The organism is Magnetospirillum sp. XM-1, assembly GCF_001511835.1.
Lineage (GTDB): Bacteria > Pseudomonadota > Alphaproteobacteria > Rhodospirillales > Magnetospirillaceae > Phaeospirillum.
In genome coordinates this window covers 2,324,257-2,344,607 of the sequence record NZ_LN997848.1, presented here as the reverse complement: position 1 = coordinate 2,344,607, position 20,351 = coordinate 2,324,257, and the positions used below count along the sequence as shown (strand labels likewise).

20 protein-coding genes are annotated in these 20,351 nt (G+C 64.4%); 1 reads left to right on the top strand and 19 read right to left on the bottom strand.

The window, feature by feature from the left end:
• Nucleotides 1-93 precede the first annotated feature (93 nt).
• From mamU to mamH, 17 genes are all read right to left on the bottom strand, one after another.
• Entirely contained in the window at nucleotides 94-987 is an 894-nt protein-coding gene (mamU, locus tag XM1_RS10995) for a lipid kinase MamU (protein ID WP_008622201.1), read from the bottom strand.
• 47 nt (nucleotides 988-1,034) lie between these two features.
• Nucleotides 1,035-1,517 (bottom strand): magnetosome protein MamT, encoded by a 483-nt coding sequence (gene mamT, locus XM1_RS10990; RefSeq protein ID WP_008622199.1) that lies wholly within the window; start codon nucleotides 1,515-1,517, stop codon nucleotides 1,035-1,037.
• Nucleotides 1,518-1,584: 67 nt separating this feature from the next.
• On the bottom strand, nucleotides 1,585-2,127 hold the full coding sequence (gene mamS, locus XM1_RS10985; RefSeq protein WP_068433420.1) for a magnetosome protein MamS: 543 nt from the start codon (nucleotides 2,125-2,127) through the stop codon (nucleotides 1,585-1,587).
• A gap of 19 nt (nucleotides 2,128-2,146) precedes the next feature.
• Entirely contained in the window at nucleotides 2,147-3,037 is an 891-nt protein-coding gene (mamB, locus tag XM1_RS10980; protein WP_008622631.1) for a magnetosome biogenesis CDF transporter MamB, read from the bottom strand.
• A complete protein-coding gene (gene mamR, locus XM1_RS10975; protein WP_008622632.1) occupies nucleotides 3,034-3,288 on the bottom strand; it encodes a magnetosome protein MamR in 255 nt (84 codons plus the stop codon). The genes mamB and mamR overlap by 4 nt, the downstream gene beginning before the upstream one ends.
• Nucleotides 3,285-4,103 carry a magnetosome protein MamQ gene (gene mamQ / locus XM1_RS10970; RefSeq protein WP_011383430.1) on the bottom strand — a complete coding sequence of 273 codons (819 nt, stop codon included), beginning with the start codon at nucleotides 4,101-4,103 and terminating at the stop codon, nucleotides 3,285-3,287. The genes mamR and mamQ overlap by 4 nt, the downstream gene beginning before the upstream one ends.
• A gap of 49 nt (nucleotides 4,104-4,152) precedes the next feature.
• Entirely contained in the window at nucleotides 4,153-4,806 is a 654-nt protein-coding gene (gene mamA / locus XM1_RS10965) for a magnetosome protein MamA (RefSeq protein WP_009869052.1), read from the bottom strand.
• 34 nt (nucleotides 4,807-4,840) lie between these two features.
• Nucleotides 4,841-5,668, bottom strand: coding sequence for a magnetosome magnetite formation protein MamP (gene mamP / locus XM1_RS10960; protein WP_068433417.1), 828 nt, complete (start codon nucleotides 5,666-5,668; stop codon nucleotides 4,841-4,843).
• Nucleotides 5,669-5,695: 27 nt separating this feature from the next.
• Nucleotides 5,696-7,609, bottom strand: a complete 1,914-nt coding sequence (gene mamO, locus XM1_RS10955) for a magnetosome protein MamO (protein ID WP_068433415.1) — start codon at nucleotides 7,607-7,609, stop codon at nucleotides 5,696-5,698.
• A gap of 40 nt (nucleotides 7,610-7,649) precedes the next feature.
• Nucleotides 7,650-8,963: a magnetosome biogenesis transporter MamN gene (gene mamN / locus XM1_RS10950; protein WP_068433414.1), complete on the bottom strand. Its 1,314-nt coding sequence runs from the start codon at nucleotides 8,961-8,963 to the stop codon at nucleotides 7,650-7,652.
• The gene (gene mamM / locus XM1_RS10945) at nucleotides 8,964-9,920 is read right to left on the bottom strand and encodes a magnetosome biogenesis CDF transporter MamM (RefSeq protein WP_011383399.1); all 957 of its coding nucleotides are present in this window, start codon (nucleotides 9,918-9,920) and stop codon (nucleotides 8,964-8,966) included.
• 50 nt (nucleotides 9,921-9,970) lie between these two features.
• Nucleotides 9,971-10,207 carry a magnetosome protein MamL gene (mamL, locus tag XM1_RS10940; protein WP_008620778.1) on the bottom strand — a complete coding sequence of 79 codons (237 nt, stop codon included), beginning with the start codon at nucleotides 10,205-10,207 and terminating at the stop codon, nucleotides 9,971-9,973.
• A gap of 55 nt (nucleotides 10,208-10,262) precedes the next feature.
• Nucleotides 10,263-11,306, bottom strand: coding sequence for a MamK family actin-like protein (mamK, locus tag XM1_RS10935; protein WP_068433412.1), 1,044 nt, complete (start codon nucleotides 11,304-11,306; stop codon nucleotides 10,263-10,265).
• A gap of 47 nt (nucleotides 11,307-11,353) precedes the next feature.
• Nucleotides 11,354-12,514 carry a magnetosome protein MamJ gene (gene mamJ, locus XM1_RS24680; RefSeq protein ID WP_068433410.1) on the bottom strand — a complete coding sequence of 387 codons (1,161 nt, stop codon included), beginning with the start codon at nucleotides 12,512-12,514 and terminating at the stop codon, nucleotides 11,354-11,356.
• A gap of 15 nt (nucleotides 12,515-12,529) precedes the next feature.
• Nucleotides 12,530-14,716, bottom strand: a complete 2,187-nt coding sequence (gene mamE / locus XM1_RS10925) for a magnetosome formation protease MamE (RefSeq protein ID WP_068433408.1) — start codon at nucleotides 14,714-14,716, stop codon at nucleotides 12,530-12,532.
• The gene (gene mamI, locus XM1_RS10920) at nucleotides 14,716-14,925 is read right to left on the bottom strand and encodes a magnetosome protein MamI (RefSeq protein WP_008620768.1); all 210 of its coding nucleotides are present in this window, start codon (nucleotides 14,923-14,925) and stop codon (nucleotides 14,716-14,718) included. The genes mamE and mamI overlap by 1 nt, the downstream gene beginning before the upstream one ends.
• 36 nt (nucleotides 14,926-14,961) lie before the next feature.
• On the bottom strand, nucleotides 14,962-16,257 hold the full coding sequence (mamH, locus tag XM1_RS10915) for a magnetosome biogenesis transporter MamH (protein WP_231920770.1): 1,296 nt from the start codon (nucleotides 16,255-16,257) through the stop codon (nucleotides 14,962-14,964).
• Between the two features lie 270 nt (nucleotides 16,258-16,527).
• On the opposite strand from mamH, the gene XM1_RS10910 reads away from it, so the two are divergent.
• On the top strand, nucleotides 16,528-17,697 hold the full coding sequence (locus XM1_RS10910; RefSeq protein WP_043746017.1) for a DUF445 domain-containing protein: 1,170 nt from the start codon (nucleotides 16,528-16,530) through the stop codon (nucleotides 17,695-17,697).
• Here XM1_RS10910 and XM1_RS10905 read toward each other — a convergent pair.
• Both XM1_RS10905 and XM1_RS10900 read right to left on the bottom strand, forming a co-directional pair.
• Nucleotides 17,694-19,103, bottom strand: coding sequence for a heme biosynthesis protein HemY (locus tag XM1_RS10905; protein ID WP_011383393.1), 1,410 nt, complete (start codon nucleotides 19,101-19,103; stop codon nucleotides 17,694-17,696). The genes XM1_RS10910 and XM1_RS10905 overlap by 4 nt on opposite strands.
• A 2-nt stretch (nucleotides 19,104-19,105) precedes the next feature.
• On the bottom strand, nucleotides 19,106-20,152 hold the full coding sequence (locus XM1_RS10900; protein ID WP_011383392.1) for a COG4223 family protein: 1,047 nt from the start codon (nucleotides 20,150-20,152) through the stop codon (nucleotides 19,106-19,108).
• Between the last annotated feature and the right edge of the window lie 199 nt (nucleotides 20,153-20,351).

Here is a 20,351-nt window from a genome sequence, read left to right as displayed (position 1 = left end):
TTCCCAGCATCGGCGACGCCAATGCGCACCGTGGTTTATTCTATAGCAGTTGCCTGCCGTCCATGGCAACCGCACCACCTTGCAAGGCCGCGATTATTTGGGCACCAGCATGGGTAGGACGCCGGGCAGGATGTCGAAGCGGAAGGGGGCTTCCATCTTTTCCACCTCGCCGTCGATGGAGACCAGCGGCTTGCGCTGCCGGGTCCGGATTTCCAGCCAGGGCAAGGAGCCTCGGATGAGGGCCTCGTTGCTGGCCCAGCGCCCCATGGCCACCTGCAGGCCCAGATCCATGAGGCTGAAGGGCCCCGCCCCCTGCCCGATATAAACCCCCAGGGTAGCGCCATCCATGCGCTCGCGCTCCAGCTGGAACGGATCGGAATCCCGGCACATATTGTTGGACACCATAAAAAAGGAAGTGGCGATCCGGGCTTGGACGTCGGGTCCGATCAACTCCGCTTCGATCAAGCGATGCCCCCGGGCCAGGCCGGTCAGCCCGGCCAGGGCTCCGTCCAGAAAGCTCCCTCCTTTGCGGCGGGCCTCGTCGCGAGAACGGATGAATTCAGGAAATGCGCCGAGACAGGCACGAATCAGGAAGAAACGGTCATTGACCCGCCCCAAATCGGTGGGGGTGGGAACCGCATCGGCCAAGGCCACCGCCGCCCGGTCAAGGTCGAACGGCACTCCGAACTGGCGGGCGACATAATTCATGGTTCCCAGCGGCAGGACACCCAGGGACTTGCCGCTTCCCACCACATGCTTAAGCGATCGGGACAAGGACCCGTCGCCGCCGCCGATGATGACCGCATGGACGGCGGGATCACGGCACGCCTTGCGAATTGCGCGCCCCATGTCCTTTCCCTCGGCCAGGGTGACATGGGCCTGATGGCCCAGCGAGGTCCAGATGGCCGACAGCCGGGCGGCGACGACCGGGGGCGACAGGCAGGCGACGGTTCCCGCACGTTCATTGATGATCGCCGCGATGCGCATCGCTCCGCCCCGTCCCGTCCCTGGTCAGCGGGGAATGGCGCCCGCGATCATAATTGCCATCTCATGCCGCCTTTCTTGTCCACCGGCACCTTGACCACGATGTCGTGGCATTTGATGCATCGTCCGGCCGGCGGATGCGGCTGGCGGGAGGTCGGCAGAATGGGCGGTCCCAGCTTGCGGACCCGCGAGAGATTTTCCAAAACGGCGCCATAGGGCGTCTTGAACTGGGAGCCGGCGGCCGGGCCGCCCACCATCAGGTGGCACTGGATGCAATCGCCTACATAGGGATGCGGCATTCCGGTTCCTGGCTTCACCGGCGGGATATGGCGGATGGTCATCAGCTTGTAGCGGAGCGGCGGTTCCAGCAGCCGCTCCAACGGCGACAGCAGCGATGGCTCCATGGGCAGCGGTAGACGCCCCAGCAGCAGCCCCTCCGCCCGTCGGGGCGAGGTGGCGGGCGTTATGCCGGACGGCGTGGACAGCTGGTCCCAATAGAGTCCCAGCCCGATCGCCGCCAACAAGGCGATCATCCCCAAGCTTACCCAGCGACGGCCGCGCCGCGGCGCCTCCATGCTCACCTTCCCCGTCTCCTCGGACTCACTGCACCACCATCCACAGTGCCAGTCCCTCGTCATCGCGCAACTTGCAGGTCCGCCCGCCGACCTGGATCGACTTGACGTAAAGCTCGGCATTGGGCCGCCCCGGATCGAAGATGAATCCGACGCCGCTGACCCGCGCTCCGTCGAAGGACGGGCAGCCGATCTGGGTAAGATATGCCTGCGGCGCCACCGAAATCTCCTGCAGGGCGCCGGTGCCGTTGTCGATCCAGATATGGACCTGCCCCCAGCCGACATCGTTGCCGATGCTGGCCACCTGGGTGACACGGCCGCTGAACTGCAAAGGCGTCGCCGGGGTAAAGGGCGACAGACCCGGCAGTGCGGCGGGAAGCGACAATGCCTGGCTTTGGGCCGTGACGCCGCCGCCGGTTTTGCCGCCGCCTGTGAAGCGGTCGGGAAGCATGGCGCTCACAACCAGCCCCAGGATCAGGACGCCCCCGAGGCCGAGCACCAGCTGGGGCGAGACGGCGCCTTCGGCCATCTGCCGAATACGGCTCAACATACGCTCTGGCCGGATGTCCATGACGCCGCCCCTCTCTCGCTCAGGCCCGTGCCGCGGCGGCGGGTGCCGGGCTGACGAACAGGCGGATGTCGCGGGCGTGGGGGATTTCCTCCTGGATGCGCCGGCGTACCGCCTCGGCCACCATGGAACTGTCCTTGATGCGCAGATTGGGATCGACCCGCAGGCGGATGTCGAACTGCACGTCCTCGCCCACATGGCGACCGCGCAGGAAATAGATGCTGTGGACCATGGGCGTGTCCATGGCCACCTGCCAGGCGGTCTGCAGCAATTCCGTATCCACCGAGCTGTCCATCAGGCCGTGGATCGAGGTTCCGATCAGTTCCAGGCCGATGCGTCCCACCAGGGCCGAGACGCCGATGGCCGCGATGGTGTCGGCGATGGGAAAGCCGATCACCGAGGCGATCACGCCGACCATCACCGCCGCCGACGAGATGGCGTCGGACCGGTTGTCCCAGGCATTGGCGATGATGGCCGGGCTGTTGTTTTCGTTGCCCACGCAGATCTGGTAGCGATACATCAGCTCGTTGACGATCACCGTTACCGACGCCCCAACCGCCGCGAAGATGCTTGGCGCCTCGTAGGTCCCCGAGATCAGCTTCATCACCGAGCCGTACATCAAGAAGCTGGCCCCGATCAGCAGCAAGGAGCCCACGATGGACGACGAGATGTATTGGATGTTGCCGTAGCCGAACGGATAGCGCTCATCCGCTGGCTTGTTCGAAATCTTCAAGCTGAGCTGGGTCACCCCGCTGGCCACCACGTCCGCCCCCGAATGCAACGAATCCGCCACCAGCGCCACGCTGCCGCTCATCAGCCCGAGGACCCCCTTGAACAGGGTCATGCAGATGTCGGCGGTAAAGGCCCACCACACCACTTCCTCGCGGCAATCCCTGCAATTTTCGAACTTCATCGGTTCATGTAATCCACAAGATTGGAGCCCAGGATACGATAATTATCGCCCACCTTCTTCGCCTTGATCGTCCCCGAACGAATCAGGCCCAGCACCTCGAGACGGTCCATCCCCAGCAATTGCGAGGCTTCCGCGCTGCTGTAGATCCGGTGCGGCAAGATCTCCTCGCCGAAGATCTTGTCCACCAGCACCATGGCGCCCTGCACGAAGGTCACCAGCGCGCTCCCCTTGATCACCGCCGTCCAGATCATTTCTTGATGTCCTGCGCATGGTTGAGAGGCAACAGTTCCTGGAACAGCTGCGGCGTGATGATCGGCGTGTCGCCCGCCGGCTTTTCCTGGAAATACTCCGCCCGCTTGAACCCGGTGATGAACGCCAGATAGTTCCACGGCCACTTGGTGATCTCGATGTTGTAGGTCGAGGCGGCGGCGTTGTAATCCTCCCGACGCGTCGCGATGCGGTCTTCCATCTCCACCAGCGACGTCATCATATGCTTGTAGGTATCCACCGACTGGATGGTCGGATACTGCTCCACCACCGCCATCAAACGGCCCAGCGCATTGCCGAAGCCTCCGTCGGCCCCCAGCAGCGCCTTGCCGCCCCCAATATCACCCAGAAGCTTGCCGATCCCGCCCTGCTTCATCAGCTGTTCCAGCGCCGAGCCGATAGGGCCGCCCTTGCCAGCCTCAACGCCCTCGGTCCGCTTGTCCGAGGTATGCGAGAAGATCGAGTGCTCCAATGCAGCATGGTTCAGCGTCAGCTTCACAAGATTGCCGAACAGATTGTCCCGGCGCTGGATCATCACCTCGTAATTGGACCGCTTCGCCTGCGTGTCTTCCGACATGGTCACGAAGGTGTTGTAGCGCATCAGCAACGTCGCGATGAACGCAACAACCGACAAAACCGATATGACCATAAGAGCGTGCACCGGCCCACGCCCCAAACGACGCGGCGTCTCCTCCACCACGTACAACTGGGCAAGCAGCTCCTCCGACTGCTTCACCCGTTGCAGCGCACTGAAGTCGACCCCAGGGGCCGAACCAACATTCGCGTCGCCTAATGCCATATCCGCCTCTCTAAGCTCGTCGTATGAAGGAAACGCCCCTCATACGGCCTCAGACCGAGGCCCCTTCGTCAAGTTCATTGGCCTTCTTGAAATGCGGCAAGGCTTCCTCGTGCCGGCCCATCTGCTCATAGCTGAAGGCGATGGCGCGATGCACCTTGCCTTCATTGGGACGCAGGCCCAGCGCGATCTTGAAGCTGTCGATGGCTTCGTCGAAACGGCCGAGGTTGTCCAGCGCCACGCCCAGACGGAACCGGACGTTGAAATTGATGGGATTGGCCTCGGCCACCTTGATCAGCAGCGGAACGGCCAGATCGTACTTTTGCACCTGCACATAGGTCAGGCCGAGAACGGTCGCCACCTTCACGTTGTCGGGCGCATCGGCCAAGGAACGTTCGAGTAGTTCGGTGCCGCGATCGACGGCGCCGGTCTTCACATAGGCGATTCCCAGGTGCAGAGCCACATCCACATCGAAGGCATCGGCGTCGTAGACCTGCTCCAGCAGCATGACGGCCTGGGAATAGCGCCCGGCCTTGGCGTGGGAGATGCCCTTGTCGCGGTAATACACCTGGCGGATGTCGTCGTTGACGGAAAAGGCCGCACGGAACGCATCGACCATGTTCATTCCGAGCTTCTTCGCCACCGAAAGGCCGTAGTGAGCGTAAAGAGTGACCTCGTCAAGAATATCCGACGGCTTGCTAGACATAGTGTTCTCCAAAATCCTAATCAGGTGGCTCTGATCACTTTATGACGTGGCAGGCTTCGCACGGCCCGCGCACTTCGTGAGGATTGACGCTCCGGGCGACCATATCACGCGTGATCGTCGGCGGGGGCAGGCTTATCAAATCTGGGTCGGGGGTCAACTCGAACCCCTGGCCGATGGGGTGGCAATCGGTGCAGGCGCCGCGATAGCCGTGGGGGCGCGGATCGCCCGCCAGGATCATGGGCGCGCCTTCCAACTGGGCGAAGCCCAGGCCGCCCTCGGCCTCGCGCAGGACCACCGTCAGCTTGCGCACCACCGGAGCCCCCGGCCGGTTGTCCTTACGCAGCACGCTGATCCGCGCTTCGGAGCGGTTGGCCACGGTCCGGCTGGCGGCCTTGAAACTCTCCATGTCGGTGACCGGGGTATCGTCGATCCTGACGATGAGATCGCCGGCCAAAAGCCCGGAAAACGCCGCGTTCAGCGTGACTTCGCCCAGCAAAACCCCCTGCAGGCCGCGCGGATAGTTCAGCTTGCGGGCCAGTTCCTCGGTCATCAGGCGACCGTCCATGCCCTGCCAATGCCCTTCGAACACCTTCAGCTTGCGCGGAACGAAGTTGGGCAGCGGCGATTCCGTCGCCGGCGCGGTCCCGCCGCCCGCCGCAGGATCGGGCTCCACCGGCATGGCAACATTGGCCGCCTGGGGATACAGGGGCTGGGGAAAGGCCACAGGCGCCGCGACCGGCCCTGCTGCCACCGCCTGGGACTGCGTATTCGTGGCCTGGGGCGCGACCGGCCCCTGCCGCCCGATGACGAGCGCCAGAACAACGGCCAGTCCCACGACCAGAAGCGCCACCTTGCTATTCATGTCCGGCCAATCCCAGCATCATGATCATCACACCGAGGTCAGCATCTTGAGAGCGATAGCGGCCATGGTCGCCGCATACACGCCCTTGAGCACCCGCACCGGCAAGACCCGCATCAGGCGCGCTCCGATGATGCCGCCCACATAGGCGCCGGGAATCATCACCAGGGCCAGGGTCACCGGCGCTTCCCAATGAATCAGACCCGTGCTGGATCCGTGGAGGAAGGCCACCACCGAACCGGCCACCGAGGCCCAGAACACCAGGACCGAACTGTTGGCGATGGCGTTTTGCAGGCTGATGCGTCCCACATAGCGCTGCAGCGGAACCTCGATGACGCCGCCGCTGATGCCGAGAATACCGCTGAACAGACCCATGGGCAGCCCCAACACCGCCGAACGGGCATGGCCTTCCGGCAAGGCAAGACCGCTGGCCTTGGGCCTGGAGGTGCCGTCTGCCAAAGCCATCAATTCGTCCATCTCGTCTTCAGCCTCTGCGGCGGAAATGGACTCGGCCGTTTCCTCGCCGGCATTGGGCTGAAGAATTTCCATGACCGCCTTGCCCGCCATGATCAGAGCGAACAGGCCCAGTAGAATACCCACCACAGAATCGCCGATGGCGTTGCCGATGAAATAGCCCAGGATCACGCCGGCGATGCCCCAGGGAATCAGCGGCTTGACCTTGTCCCACTGGACCAGTTGAGCCTTGTCGTTGCGCAATGAGGCAGCACCGTACACCACCACATTGGTCAGAAAGACCACCGGGCGGATCAGATACATGCCATAGCCGAAGAAGACCATCATGCCGGCGACCTGGAGCACGCCGCCGCCCATGGTCATCATGCCGCCGGTGACACCCGCCGCCAAGGCGAGCATGACCAGGCCGACGATATCGGCGACGGAGTATCCGCCGATCTTTGCACCCCCGACATGGTCTGTGTCGATGAAGGGCATGCCCGAGGGAATGGACGGCGCGACATTGCCCTTGACCACATTGCCTTGCACGACGTTCATGCCCATCCCCGGAATGGCAGTCGGTCCCCCGACCACCGCCCGGGCCTTGGACCACCAATTGGTGGAACCGGCAGCGACGGTCTGGGTCTGAGGTTGGCCGGGTGCCGTGGCGGAGCCCTTCTTGAAGCGAACCACGTCCTGAAGATGGGACACGATCACCTGGGCCGGCACCGTGAAGCCTTCCACCTTGCCGGTGGGGCCGGTAGCGGCGATGTTGATGCCCACCAGATCACCCTGGGCATTGACCAGCGGGCCGCCGGTCTGTTCCCAGCTGTAGACCGCGTCCGAACGCAGCAGATGGGTGATCTGGGTCGCCCCCACCGCCAGCGGCGCATCCGCCGATTGCACCAGGCCCTGGCGCACCAGCGGCGCCCCCGCCATGTTGCGGCCGAAGGCGAAGACCTGCTGACCCGGCACCACCGTCTGGACGTCGGCCATGCGGAAATGCAGGAACTTCTCGGTGGTCTGCATCTTCAGCAGCGCCAGATCATGCCCCGGAATGGTCTTCACCACCTGGGCCGGAAAGCGCCGGATCCCACCCGTCGTCGCCACCTGGACCGAAATCTCCGGCAGATTGGACACCGAATGCAAGGTGGTGATCACATAGCCGTTGGTCCCCACGATGGCCCCCGAGGCCACCGGACCGGCATTGACCCCGCCGCCGCCGACCCCGACCACAGCAGGGGGAACCGTGTGATACAGCCGCTGCACATGCGGCATGGCGATGTTGCGCACCAGGAACTGACCCACCGACAGATCGTCGGCCCCGTGGAAATTGTCGTCCTCGTCGTAATGGTCCAGGAGATAGATCCCCCAGGCGAAGGTCACGAAGATCAAGAAGGCCAGGATCGAGACAGGCGTCTTCCACGACCGTTCGCAAAACACGATCTTGTTGGTGGGCAATTCGCCCATGGTCTCGCCGACTTCAATCATGGCTGAGTTCCAAGCTCATTCGGATTCCTGTCGTCATCTCTCATCCCACGAGAACCGCGATATAGACGGTCCCCAGAACCAAGAAGATCCCCATCAGTGGCATGCCCCAGCGGACATATTCCCGATGGGTGAATTGCAGACCGGCGGCGGCGGCGGATGCCAGTTCCGAATGCCGCTTCACGAAGCCGGAATATTGAGTCATGGCCAGGGATCCCGCCGTGGCGCCCGGCAGCGCAGCCACCGACCCCGCCATGATGCCCAGCGCCAGCGCCCACCAAGCCGCCTGACCGTCCCCGTCCAGGCGAAGCGTCGCCGCCACCGGGGCGAAGACCGCCGCCGAGGTGCCGCCGCCCACGAAAATAGTGACGGCGGCTGCCATCCACATCAAAAGGATGGCGCGGACGCGGTCATGGGCGGCGGTAATGCCTTCGAGCCAGTTCACCGCCCAGTCGAGAATCCCCACCGAGGTCAAGGCCCCCACCATCACGAACAGGCCGCCGTAGAACAAGATGTCGGTGCCGCCGCAGGCCGAGAAGAACTCGTCATCCTTGAAGCGGCCCAGACCCAGCGCCGTCACCCCGGCGACAAAGGCGATCCAGCCCGGCCGCACCTTCAGCGGCCCCGCCAGAATCAAACCGGCGACGGTGATGCCGAAAATGATCAGTCCATAACTCAAAAGCCGACGGTCGATGGCACTGTGACGCAGCGCCTCGCCCCGGGCCCAGACCGGATCCACCGGAATTTCCGAGCCTTTCCAGTCGCCCAAACGCCGCTCGAAGAATACCAGCATCACCGCCAGCAAGATCAGGCAGACAGGCATCATCCCGGCGATGAAATCGTTGAAGTGAAGCTTGCCCGCCGAGGCCAGAATCATGTTGGGGAAGTCGCCGATCATGGTCGAGGCCCCGCCCAGATTGGCGGCGATAATCTCGGCGATGATGACCGGCACGGGGTCGATGCCGGTGCGAAAGCACACCGTCAAGGTCACCGGAACCACCACCGCCACCGTCACCAAGGAGTTGCTAGCCAGCGAAATCCCGTAGGTCACCAGCGCCATCATCACCAAGATCCAGCGCCCTTGGCCCTGGGACAGTTCCGCCGTTCCGGCCGCCAGATAGGCATAGACGCCGGAGCGGGCCAGGAGGGCGGAAATGGCCGCCATGCCGAAGATCAGGGCCAGAGTCTCGAAATAGACGGAGCGCAGCGCCATGACCGGCGTGTAGCTGCCGCTGATGGTTCCGATCACCACCAATGCCGCCGCCCCGGCCAGAACGGCCAGATGGCTGCCCTCCGCCCACCGATAGATAACGGCGAACGTCGCGACGAACACGGCAAGGGTGAGAAGTCCGATCATCTAGTTATCCACCTTCGACAACATGACTTCATCGTAAGTCAGCGGTTCTTCCGAGAATGTCGGCTTGCTTGTATCTCCGGCTTCTCGCGCCTCGGCGCTGACATGCAGCGATTCGATACGGCGCATCTTGCCGCAGACCGCGGCCTGAACCGCCTCGCAAATGTCGTGGGCCTGCTCCACCGTATGCTCGGGATCGACGCCGATGATCATGTCGGCCCAGATGTCTTGGCCCACATAGCGGGCGCGCAGATGGATCACGCCGCGCACGCCGGGGACCCGCTCCGCCGTATCGACGATGCGGTTCTGCACCGCCTCGCCCGCGGTATGGTCCATCAGGCCGCGATAGGCATCCATGAAGACGACCTTGCCCAGCAGCAGCAGGTCGATGGTTTCCCACAGGGCGACCGCCGGATCGATCCACGGCATGTTGAGGTAATGGGCGCCGATGATGCCCAGCGCCACGGCCCCCGAAGCGGTGGCGTCGCCATGGTGATGCTTGGCCATGGTCTTGATGATGGGACTGTTGGTCTCGATGGCGACGCAGCGGGAGTAGAAATACATGGCCACATTGACGCCGACGGAAACCAGCGCCGCCCACAGCACGATCAGATGCGGGGTGCGGTGCATGCTTTCATCCAACAAGATCTGGACGGCGTGGACCAGCAGATAGCCGGTCAGTCCGATGAAAACGACGCTGACCACCATGGACAGAATGAATTCGACCTTGCCGTGGCCGTAGGGATGCTCCGCGTCAAGGGGCTTGCTGGAGATGGTGGTCCCGATGACCACCATCAGCGCATTCAGCATGTCCTTCAGCGAATACATGGCATCGGCGAGCATGGCCTGCGATCCGCCGATCAGACCGACGAACGCCTTCATGACCATCAGTACGGTGTTTACAGCTAGGCCGACCCAACCGATGCTCCTGCTGCAGACCGTGCAACCGCTCTTCCTCATCCTTACTCACTCCAAAGCCCCGACCCCGCCTTCAACCCAAGCGAAGGGATTCAGCGCTTGATGACGATGCTCTTCCCCGGCGACTTCTGCTTGCGCCGCGTCATGACGTTCGCCAGCACCGAGACGATGCCGATGGCGAAACCGAGAAAAAACGTTATGCCCAGAACAACGAAATGCGGCGCAATCATCGCCAGTGGTCCCAGGCGGGTTTCGACCATATGCGCGTTGGACGACGCCAACAGCACGATCAACCCGCCGAACACCAACGATCCGATCAATCTTACCATGCCACTGTCCTAGACTGCCGCGTATCCCCGTCCCGCATATCGAACTCTCCCCCCGTCACGAGCCGGAGACGTCTCCAAGCTGACGCCAATACTGCGGCGGAAGCTCTTCCGCCAGACGCAAGGCGCCCCGGCAACCGTCGAAAGTGGGGTCCTTGACGCAGGTCACGTTCGCATCGCCGAAGGGACGCAGCTTTTCCTTGACGTAAGCCGCCAATCCGCGAATGCGCGAGCCGCCGCCGGCAAACACGATGTTTTGAAGCACGGTGGCCTGATATTCGGGCTGGAACGAACGCAGCAGCGTCTCGATGCTTTCGATAATGTCGGGCATCAGCGCCTCGCAGGCGATCTTCACCGGCTCGGTCACGTCAGCGCGCACGGGCTTGCCGGCGGCGCGGAACTCGAACGAGGCAACCTCGGTGGGGGGGCCGACGAAGGAGAACTGCTCTTTCACCGCGCAGGCGACATTCACGTTCATCTGCAGTTCGGGATGACGTTCCAAGATGGCGTTCTGGAGCCGCTCATCCACATAGTTGCCAGCCTTGGTCAGGGTAACCTGATCTTCGGGGCCGGGAACAGTGCCCTTCAGGGCGCAGATATCCGTGGTTCCGGCGCCGATATCGACGATGATGGTGTTGATCAGCTTGTCCAGGCCGTAGCCGACCATGAACGGTTCGGACACCACTAGGGCGGTATGAACCACCTCCTGAGCCATCTTGAGCAGCAGCGCCTTGTTGGCCGCCGACGCCCGCGCCGGCACGCCGATGACGGCGCAGATATCGTCGTTGGGGCCGGGCTCGGCCGACTTCACCACATGGGTCAGCAGATGCCGCGCCACTTCGATGTCGCGGTCGCTGATCTCGCTCAGCACGCCGTCCTGGAGCGGATAGCGGATGTCCAGGTAGGAGCGCATCTCGAAAGCCTCGTCGCCGACCACATAGGGGCGGCCGAGCAGCTTCAAACCGATGACGTCCTTCGGGTATCCAACCACCGACTTCAGCAGGAACTTTTTGCCCCGGCTCGACATCACCGCAGTATGGGAAGTCCCAAGGTCGATGCCAAGGAACAATCTGTTCTTGGCCTGGCCTTCACCTTCACTCATTTTTGTCACTCCGTTCGCGTGCTAAATGACCAATTGACGGCTGCCAGCTATTTTTTCTTGCCCACCGTATCGCATTGAGACGTGGAGCAGGTCCCGCAACTTCCCTCGGCGGACCCCGTAAGCCGACGCGCACCGGCGACGACGTTGTCCCCAATGACACGCCCCCCCTTGACCACGCCGCCGACGACCCCGGCACCAAGACTGAGGACACTACGCACCGCCGAACCGGCGATCCCGAAAATTCCACCGAGAAGGTCTTCGACGGGAACGTCCTGAACCGTGGCGACCTTCTTTCTGACCGGCGGAGCCTTCCTCTTCTTCGCGGGCTCTCGGACGGGCTTGGCCGCTGGGGCAACGGAAGGGGGAGAGGCCAAAACCGGGGCCATGGCCGCAGCCGCCTGCATCAGTTCGGCAAGACCGAAATTAGTCGCCGGGGCGGGAACCGCCACCGCGTCCTCGATGCTTTCGGCCACCGGCTCGGAAACAGCCGCCTCATGAACCAATTCGGGCTCGGCCACCGGAAGCTCGGGCTCCGGCTCGGCTTCGGCCACAACGTCCACCGGCACGACTTCGGGCTCGGGCGCGGCCACCGGAAGCTCCGGCTCCGGCTCGGCTTCGGCCACAACCTCCACCGGCACGACTTCGGGCTCGGGCTCGGCCACCGGAAGCTCCGGCTCCGGCTCGGCTTCGGCCACAACGTCCACCGGCACGACTCCGGGCTCGGGCTCGGCCACCGGAAGCTCGGGCTCCGGCTCGGCTTCGGTGGTCTGGATCGGCTGAACCTCGATCACCAGATCGGAGACGGACACCGTGATATCCGAAGTGATCGGCTGGGACGCCTCCAACTCGATGACGAAATTGCTCTCCGGGGTCTCGACCTCTTCCACGCGGCTGGGGGTCCGCCAGATCGGCTGCGACCAGCGGCTGACCAGATCGCCGACGGACGGGGATTCCGTGGGGCGGGTAGGGGCGGGGCTCGGCTGAACCGGCTCGATCCGGCCGCCGTGATTGGCCGACCAGGGCGAGCTTTCCAGCAAACTGGCCCAAATATCGCCTTGCTGCGCCGGCTTCAGCGACACGGCCAAAGTTGGCGTGGGATGGACCGTCACCGAGACGATCTCGGGCTCCGACGGCATTCCGCCGCCCGCCGACAAGCCTTCACCCTGGCTCCCGTCGCCTTTGTCGCGATCTCGCCGGTTATTCGCCATTATCCAGCTCCACCATCAAAGGACAATCCAGAACTCTTGGCCATTGCGGTTGACCTTCAGCAAAATCTGCTGCCCGGCATTCGTCGCCCCCTTAATGGCGGCGTCGAGACGAGCCGGACCGGCCACCGGCCGATTATTGACCTCGAGGATGAGGTCATTGGCCTGGAGCCCCGCCACGGCGGCCCGGGACCCGACCAGAACCTCGGCCACCTGGGCACCCTTGGCTCCGGGAACCGGAACGGCGCCCGGCACACCGGTGATCGGACGCGGCGCCTGGAAGGTTTCGATCTCCATGCCCAGCCAGTTGAACTCGGTCGGAGGCTTCGGCATGACGGCCGGACCACCGGGAACCGCGACCATGCCGGGTGCAGTGGGGGCCATGCCGCCCATGGGCGGCTGCGCCATGTCGGCAATGGTCGGAGCCTGGACCGCTGCGGCGGCCAGACCGGCGGGTCCCGCGACCAGGGTCATGTTGCGCACATCGCCATCGCGCAGGACGCCGAGCCGCACCGACCGTCCGGCATGCATCTCGACCATGATGGCGGAGACTTCTTCCGGCAGGCGGACAGGACGGCCGTCCACCTTGAGCAAGACGTCGCCGGGCCGCAGCCCCGCCGTCGCCGCCGGAGTATTGGGCGTGACGCCGGAGATGAACACTCCGCGTCCGACCGGTACGCCGGTCTGGGCGCCAAGGCGCTGCGACATGGGAGTCAAGGCGGCGCCCAAAAGCGTGACCCGGCCGGTTCCGGCGGCGGTCGACTGCCCGCCGCGCGGCCCCTGAATATTGATGGCCAGGCTTCCCGGCGGCTGCGCGAAGCGGTAAGCCCCCCCGCCGAGTCCCGGTGCGGCGATGGGCGCGGCACCGCCCAGCATCTGATGGCAATTGGCGCAGTTCATGTTCTGACGGCCGTCGGTATGGGGCGAGACGGCGCCCATGGGAATCGGCGGCGGCGGAATCGGGGCGGCGATGGGCATCATCGGCGCGGGCCGCCCGTTTCCGGCCGGAATCAGATCGTGGCAGGTGGTGCAATCCATGTTCTGGCGGCCATCGGTGTGGGGCGCCCTAGTCCCGGCGAAAATGGCCGGACCCGCCGCGCCCACGCCGCCGCCCATGGGGCGCTGCATGGCCACCAGGCCCATGGAGGCCCCCTCGGCGGTGGAGGTCGGCAGCCAGCCCACTTCATCCAAGATGAACAGGCGGGCCTGATTGCTGGGCACGGCGAAGCCTATTCCGGCAAAGGCGCCGTTGGGGGTGTAGATGGCGGTATTGATGCCGACCACCGTCCCGTTGGAAATCACCAGCGGACCGCCGGAATTGCCCTGGTTGATGGCGGCGTCGGTCTGCAGCAGGTTGGAATGGGTCACGCCCTCGATCACCATGGACTTGCGCTTGGCGGAAATGATGCCGCGGCTGACGGTCATGTCCAGACCGAAGGGAGTCCCGATGGCGATCACTTCGTCGGCGACCTGCACCCCGTCGCTGTCGCCCAGAACGGCGGCTGTCAACGGCGTCTTGGGGGCGACCTTCAGCAAGGCGAGATCCAGAGCCTCGTCCATCTTGATGATTTCGGCGGAATAGCGGGTCGAGCCCACGTCGTCCTGCACGGTAACGAACACCGAATTGGCGCCGCGCACCACATGATAGTTGGTGACGATGAAGCCGTCGTTACGGACGATCACGCCGGTGCCGATGTTTTCCACCGACCGGGTGGCGGGATTGGCGAAATGGGGCAGTCCGTCAGGGTTGGCCAAGCCCAGGGGATCGGGCATGGCCTGCCCGTTGGCCGATGACGCGGTCACGGCGACGACGCTGTTGCGCAGCAAGGTGACGACGCTGGAGAACGGCCCCCCGGCCCCAATGGGAGCCGGTCCGAAATCCACCATGGGAGGCATGGTCGCTATAGCACCGGCGGCCGAGGGCGGCGCCACGCGGGCACCAGCCGGAACCGACATGGCCGGATTGACGGCTGCCGACGGCCCGCCCTGCTGTACCGGAACATTGACGGCAGGGCCGGTGCCCCGCCCCATCTGCTCCAACATGGCGCCGAGACGAAGACCGCCCGAGGACTGCCGGTAAATGAAGGCGCCAAATAGGACGACCAGGGCAACCACGCCCATGAGCATCAGATAGCGCTTCAGATCCTTGCCGCAGGAAGCATCGCCGCGCCCGCCGTCTTCTACGTCACCATTGAACATGGCCATCAACCATCGATGTCAGGGTCTGAAGCGGTCCCCTTGTTGGAACGAGGCAACCGCACGGATTGCACCCCGGAGGCCAACGCGACCAAGCCAAGGATGAGCAGGGCCACCGGCACCGCTCCGCGCAGGAACTCGGTCACCGACCACCACCATGCCGTCACCCCCAGCAATCCGAGGGCAAGCGCCAGCAGTCCGAAAATCACGCTTGGCATAAACGTTACTCCAGTCTTGATGCAGAGCGAATGGCGCTACGCCACCCCGTCGTCCCCTGGGGCGTCGTCGCCGCCGCCGTCACGCGCCTCGCGTTTTAGCAGGCGCAATGCATACGCCGATATAATCAAGTTTCCAACACCAGTAAAGACAAAAGGTGCCGGCGGGCCAACATAATCAAATAAAAACCCGCCGACCTGAACAAAGAAAATAATACCAATGCACCCAATAACATTAAATGCGCCAAGCACAGACCCAAGCAAATCCCTAGGCGCGTAGTCAACTGTTAATATTTGAGGCGCCACAAAACAACCAGCCTGCCCGGACGCAATCAACAAGATGGGCAGTACGATGAACCAGTCGAACGGATTGATGATGAAACCCAACATTATGAATCCCAGGGCGGAGAGCACCATCCCGAGCAGAACCGCCTGAATGCGGCCGAAATGCTCGATAAACGACCGCCAAACCGGGATCGAGAGCATGACCACCGCCCCCATCAGCCCGATCAAGATTCCGGCCCGCGCCGCCGCCTCGGCCTGCCCGACCTTGATCAGATCGGCAAAGTAGATGAACCACAGCATGAGGAAGAGCCCTACGAACACCATGTCGCTGCGGGCGAACAGCGAACTGGCGAAAGCCAGGCGCAGGCGGGGCTCCGCCTTCACCAAGCTCCAGACCGCCCGCCAGGGAACCGAGGTTTCCTGGGTGCGCGGAGCGACATCCACCAGGAATTTCCCCGCCAGCCAAGCACCGGCCAGGGAGACCGCCGCCGTCAGCAGCATGGTCACGGCGATGCCCGCATGGGCCGGGATCTGCATCAAAACAGCGTAGACCAGCGTCACCCCGAAGGCCATCATGAACGCGGTATTGGACATCAGGCGCGCCCGGGTGTCGTCGTCGCTGAAATCCCCGGCCAGGGCCGACAATTGAGGCCATACCGCGCCGCTGCCCGCCGACATGATAACCCGCGAAACGTAATAGACGACCAGCGCCCCGATGGAGGCACCGCCGATCCAGGGGCTGAGCGGCGCGATCACCGCACCGATGGCGGCGACCAGAAAACCGGCCACGATGATCCTGACCCGCCCGATCCGATCCGACAGGTAGCCGAGATAGGCGAAGATGAAGATATCCAGAACCTCGGTCACCACCTGCACATTGGCATTGACGGCGCCGGCGGTTTCGAATGAGATATTAAGAACGTTTCGCAAGAATAGCGGCTGAATAGCAACCACCAGGGTCATGAAAACCATGCACAACGCCGACAGCAAATAAAGGGCGTTGTGCTGGCGCACTTTAACTTCTGCCGCAGCCGCTTCCACTCGAGACACCCGTCACCTCCGATTCGGTCAGACTATAACAGCGAGTCGGGGGCGGTTGACAACACATAAACACTGGGTTCATACGAAGGTACCCCGTAATCCGCCGCTGCAGCGGATTGCGTATATATGCTCGAAACAAAAAGTCTCGATTTCCTGCCGCCGCCCTCGGATTCGGATCAGATGCTCTCTTCACCAGAAGATAACGATAATCGAACGCAACATGCCGGACTTTCCCGCATGCGGACTTATGCTACGGCTTTGCTTGCCTTGATCTCCGCTGTGTTCGCATTCTCCGTTTGGGGCGAGAAAGCCTGGCCCTGGCTGGCGCCGGTTCGGGCCTTCGCCGAAGCCGCCCTGGTCGGCGGCATCGCCGATTGGTTCGCGGTTACCGCCCTGTTTCGCCATCCTTTCGGACTTCCCATCCCCCACACCGCCGTCATTCCCCGCAATCACGGCCGGATCGCCGCCGCCATCGGCCGGTTCGTCGCAGACAACCTGCTGGCGTCGCAGGCCCTGGCCCAACGGCTGGAGGAACTCGATACCGCCGGACGGCTGGGGCGCTGGCTGGCCCGGCCTGAGACGGCGGCCATGATCGCCGCCCGGATCGCCGGATCGCTCCCCCCCATCGTCGATACAATCGGCGAGCAACGGTGGCGCAGCACCATCGGCGGCGGTCTGCGCAAGGTGGTCGATACCGCCATCACCGCCCCGCGCATGGCCAACATCTTGTCCTACATGGTGGGGCGCGGCTATCACCACGCCATCTTGGATCATCTGGTGACCGAGGCCCGCTCCTTCGTCGCCCAGAACCGTTCATTCATCCGCGCCAAGGTCGCCAAGGAATGTCCGGAATGGCTGCCGCTGTGGGTGGAGACCCAGATCGCACAGGGCGTCACCCAAGGCATCGACGGCTCACTGGGGGAGCTGACCGCCCCCGACCATCCCTGGCGGCTGAAATTCGAGCTCTTCGTCCACGAAACCATCGACGGCATGACCAATTCGCCGCATTTTGCCCAGCGGATCGAGGAGGTCAAGATGCAGGTTCTCGACGATCCCGCCCTGGATGCCTATCTCCGCCAGTTGGGAAGCAGCGCCTACGACCACCTGATGGAGGAGGCCAAGACCATGGAGATGCTCCTTGAAAACGGCCTGCGCGAGATCGGTCAACGGCTGGAGCACGACACCGCCATGCGGGCGACCCTGAACCGCTGGCTGCGCGACGCCACCGAAGCCTTGCTGGTGCCCCGGCGCGAGCTGATAGGCTCGCTGATCACCGATCTGGTCATGCGCTGGCGCACCCCGTTCCTGATCGAGAAGCTGGAAAGCCATGTGGGCAAGGATCTTCAGTATATCCGCATTAACGGCACCGTGGTCGGCGGCCTGGTAGGATTGGCCATCTACACGGTCACGACGCTGGCTCAGCGCAAGTGCATCAGCTCGTTTTTCTAGAGTTTCTCGATTTCTGATTCGGCTTGAATGCGAGAAACTCTAGGCTCGGCGGGAGCGGGCGGAGCCTCCGCCGACGGCGGGACACTCGCGGGGGCGGGCGGATTTTCCGGCTTGTGGGCCGGGCGCGTCCATTGGATGGCGGCTCCGGCGGCGCAGGCCGAACAATAAGGCGCCCATGACCCCGAGGTAGCGCCGCAAGCCTCGCACACCCAGGTGGGCGCTGCCGGAGCTTCGCGTTCACGGCGGCGCCAGATTTCCGCCCGCTCCGCTCCGCCAGGCTCCTTGTCCTCGATCTCGGCCATCAGCCGACATCCCAACGCATCGGGCGCGATCTTCAGCGCCGCCATGAGGTGACGGCGGGCGACGCCCCATTTGGCGGCGGCGACGGCCGCTTCCCCGGCGGCAAGGTGGCCTTCGGGATCATGCGGAGCCCATTCCGCCAGGACCTCAAGCCGCTTCAAACGGCTTTCGGCATCGTCTTCGCGCCACAGCGGCGAGCAGGTTTCCAGCAAAATCCGTGCGGGAGCGCTCCGCCAGACCGCGGCCAGGACCGCTTCGGCTTCGGACCGGCGACCTTCGGACACCTCCTGCCGAAGCACGTGCAGAGCCGCCGGGAGAAAGCCCGGATCGGCGGCCAATGCCTCACGCGCCAGCCGTAAGGACCGAGCGGGATCGTCCTGGGAGTCCAGGCATGCCTGCCCTTCCAGCACCACGGCCCGCCATCGCGCGGCCAAGGCCGGCGACAACCGCCCGGCGGAAAGAGTGGCGTCGATGCATGCCTGGGCCGCCGCCCACTCGCCATCCCGGAGTTTGGCGGCAAAGGCGGCCGCATCCTCGGCGCTGGGATCGGCGGGGGCGGCAGGCGTCTCGACGACGGCGACGGGAGCAGGCGGCGGCGCGGCCTTGACCGGCGGCGGCGGCTCTCTTTCGACCACCGGCGGTGCGGGCGGCTTCTTCGCGAACAGACGTCCCTTGGCCGGCTCGGGCCGGAGCGTCGCCGCCGGAGGCGCAGCGGGGCGCGGTATCAGCCGGTCCAGGCGGGCAGCAAGCTCGGGACTGTCCAGCAACCGGGCCGCCTCTGCTCCGAGGCGGCGGCCGTCGCCGACATCGCCGCTTTCGGCCGCGTCCAGCGCCGCCAAAAGGGCGAGCATTCCCTTTTCCCGTCCCCGGGCCTGTCGCGACTTGCCCAGCTTGGCAGGCAGATCGGCCACCAGCGCCGACAGCCGCGTCAGGCCGGAAAACAGCATGAACACCGCCAGAAGAATGCCGAGAAGCACGGGGACATTGGTGTCCACATGCCACCCCAGCCATTCCACCTGCACCGTCCCGGCATTGTCCGAGAACCACAAAGTGGCCAGCACCACCGGCGACATGAAGATCAAAAGGACGATAAGGCGCAACAGCATGGTCACTCGTCCCGGGACGCGGCGACGGTCATAACCGTCGCCGACAGTTCAGACAACACCGCGTCCACGGTCAGACGCAATTCCGCCGCTTCCAGCCAGGGCTGGATGGCAGCCATGCCGGGACCTTCGGCATGGCGCAGCACCGTGACCGCCCCGGCCAGATCGCCGCCCGCCAGCAGCCGGGAGGCGCTGTTTAAGGCCCCGTCGATGCCTTCATTGCTGTTTTCCGCCCGCCGAACCACCACCGCAGATCCCAGCCAATGCCGGATATTGGCAGGAATCCAGCTGCTTTCGGCGACGTCGTCGAGCTTGCGCGCCGCCGCCGCCGTCATGCGGAAGCTCTCGGCCAGGGCCACGCGGGAGACCACCCCGGTCCCCGCCCCCATGGTCAATGGCGCCAGCTTGTCGGCGCCGCCCTTCTCGGCCAGAGCCAGGGCCGCCTTCAATTGGGCGGGATAAGGCGTGCCCCGGTCCACCGCTTCCCGCAGTTGCCCCAGCACCGCCAGGAACAAGGGTGCGCGGTCGCGGCGTTCGGCGATGCGGCGAAAAGCCGCTTCCGCCTTTTCCACCGCGCTGGACAGCTTGGCGGCGCCCCCTTCGTCGGTCGCCAGCTTGCGGACCACGTCCAGATCGCCCTTGATGGCGGCCACCTCGGCGGACAGACGCGCCATCTGCGCCTGATCGGCGGCGGCGGCTGCCTCCTTGCGCGGTTCGTGCTCCTGCTTGCGGATCACGGCTTCAATCACGGTCAACCGCCGGTCGGTCTCCGCCAGCCGCATGGCCAAAGGCCCCAGGGAGGCTTCCAGCATCTCCACCCGTTCGTCCAGGCCGGCCGGTCGGGGCGCGGCGGCCGTGGAGCCCATCTCGTCCCCCAGCCATTTGGCCCAGGGGCCGGGAAGGCCGCCGAGACGCGGCGCCAGCAAGGGCCAGGCCAGCACGCCGCCCACCAGGATCACGGCCAGATACAGAACCACCACCTGGCCGCCGCCGTCCCGGCGTCGCGCGGGGCGGCGTCCGCCCAGGGGTTGTTCTTTTTCGTTGCTATCCATCAGGCTCCGCTCCCACTGGCTTCGCTGCCGCCGATCAGGCAGGCAGACCCGCCGGGGCGATCTTCATGATCGCCGACCTTTTTGGCAAGCCATTAACTAAGTGCCGCGAGCGGCCTGCGGACGCGGCCCGCGCACGGCCCCGCGGGGCTCCCGAAACGAAACATCCCAACGCCCGCCAAAGCGAGACGTCGAGATGCGC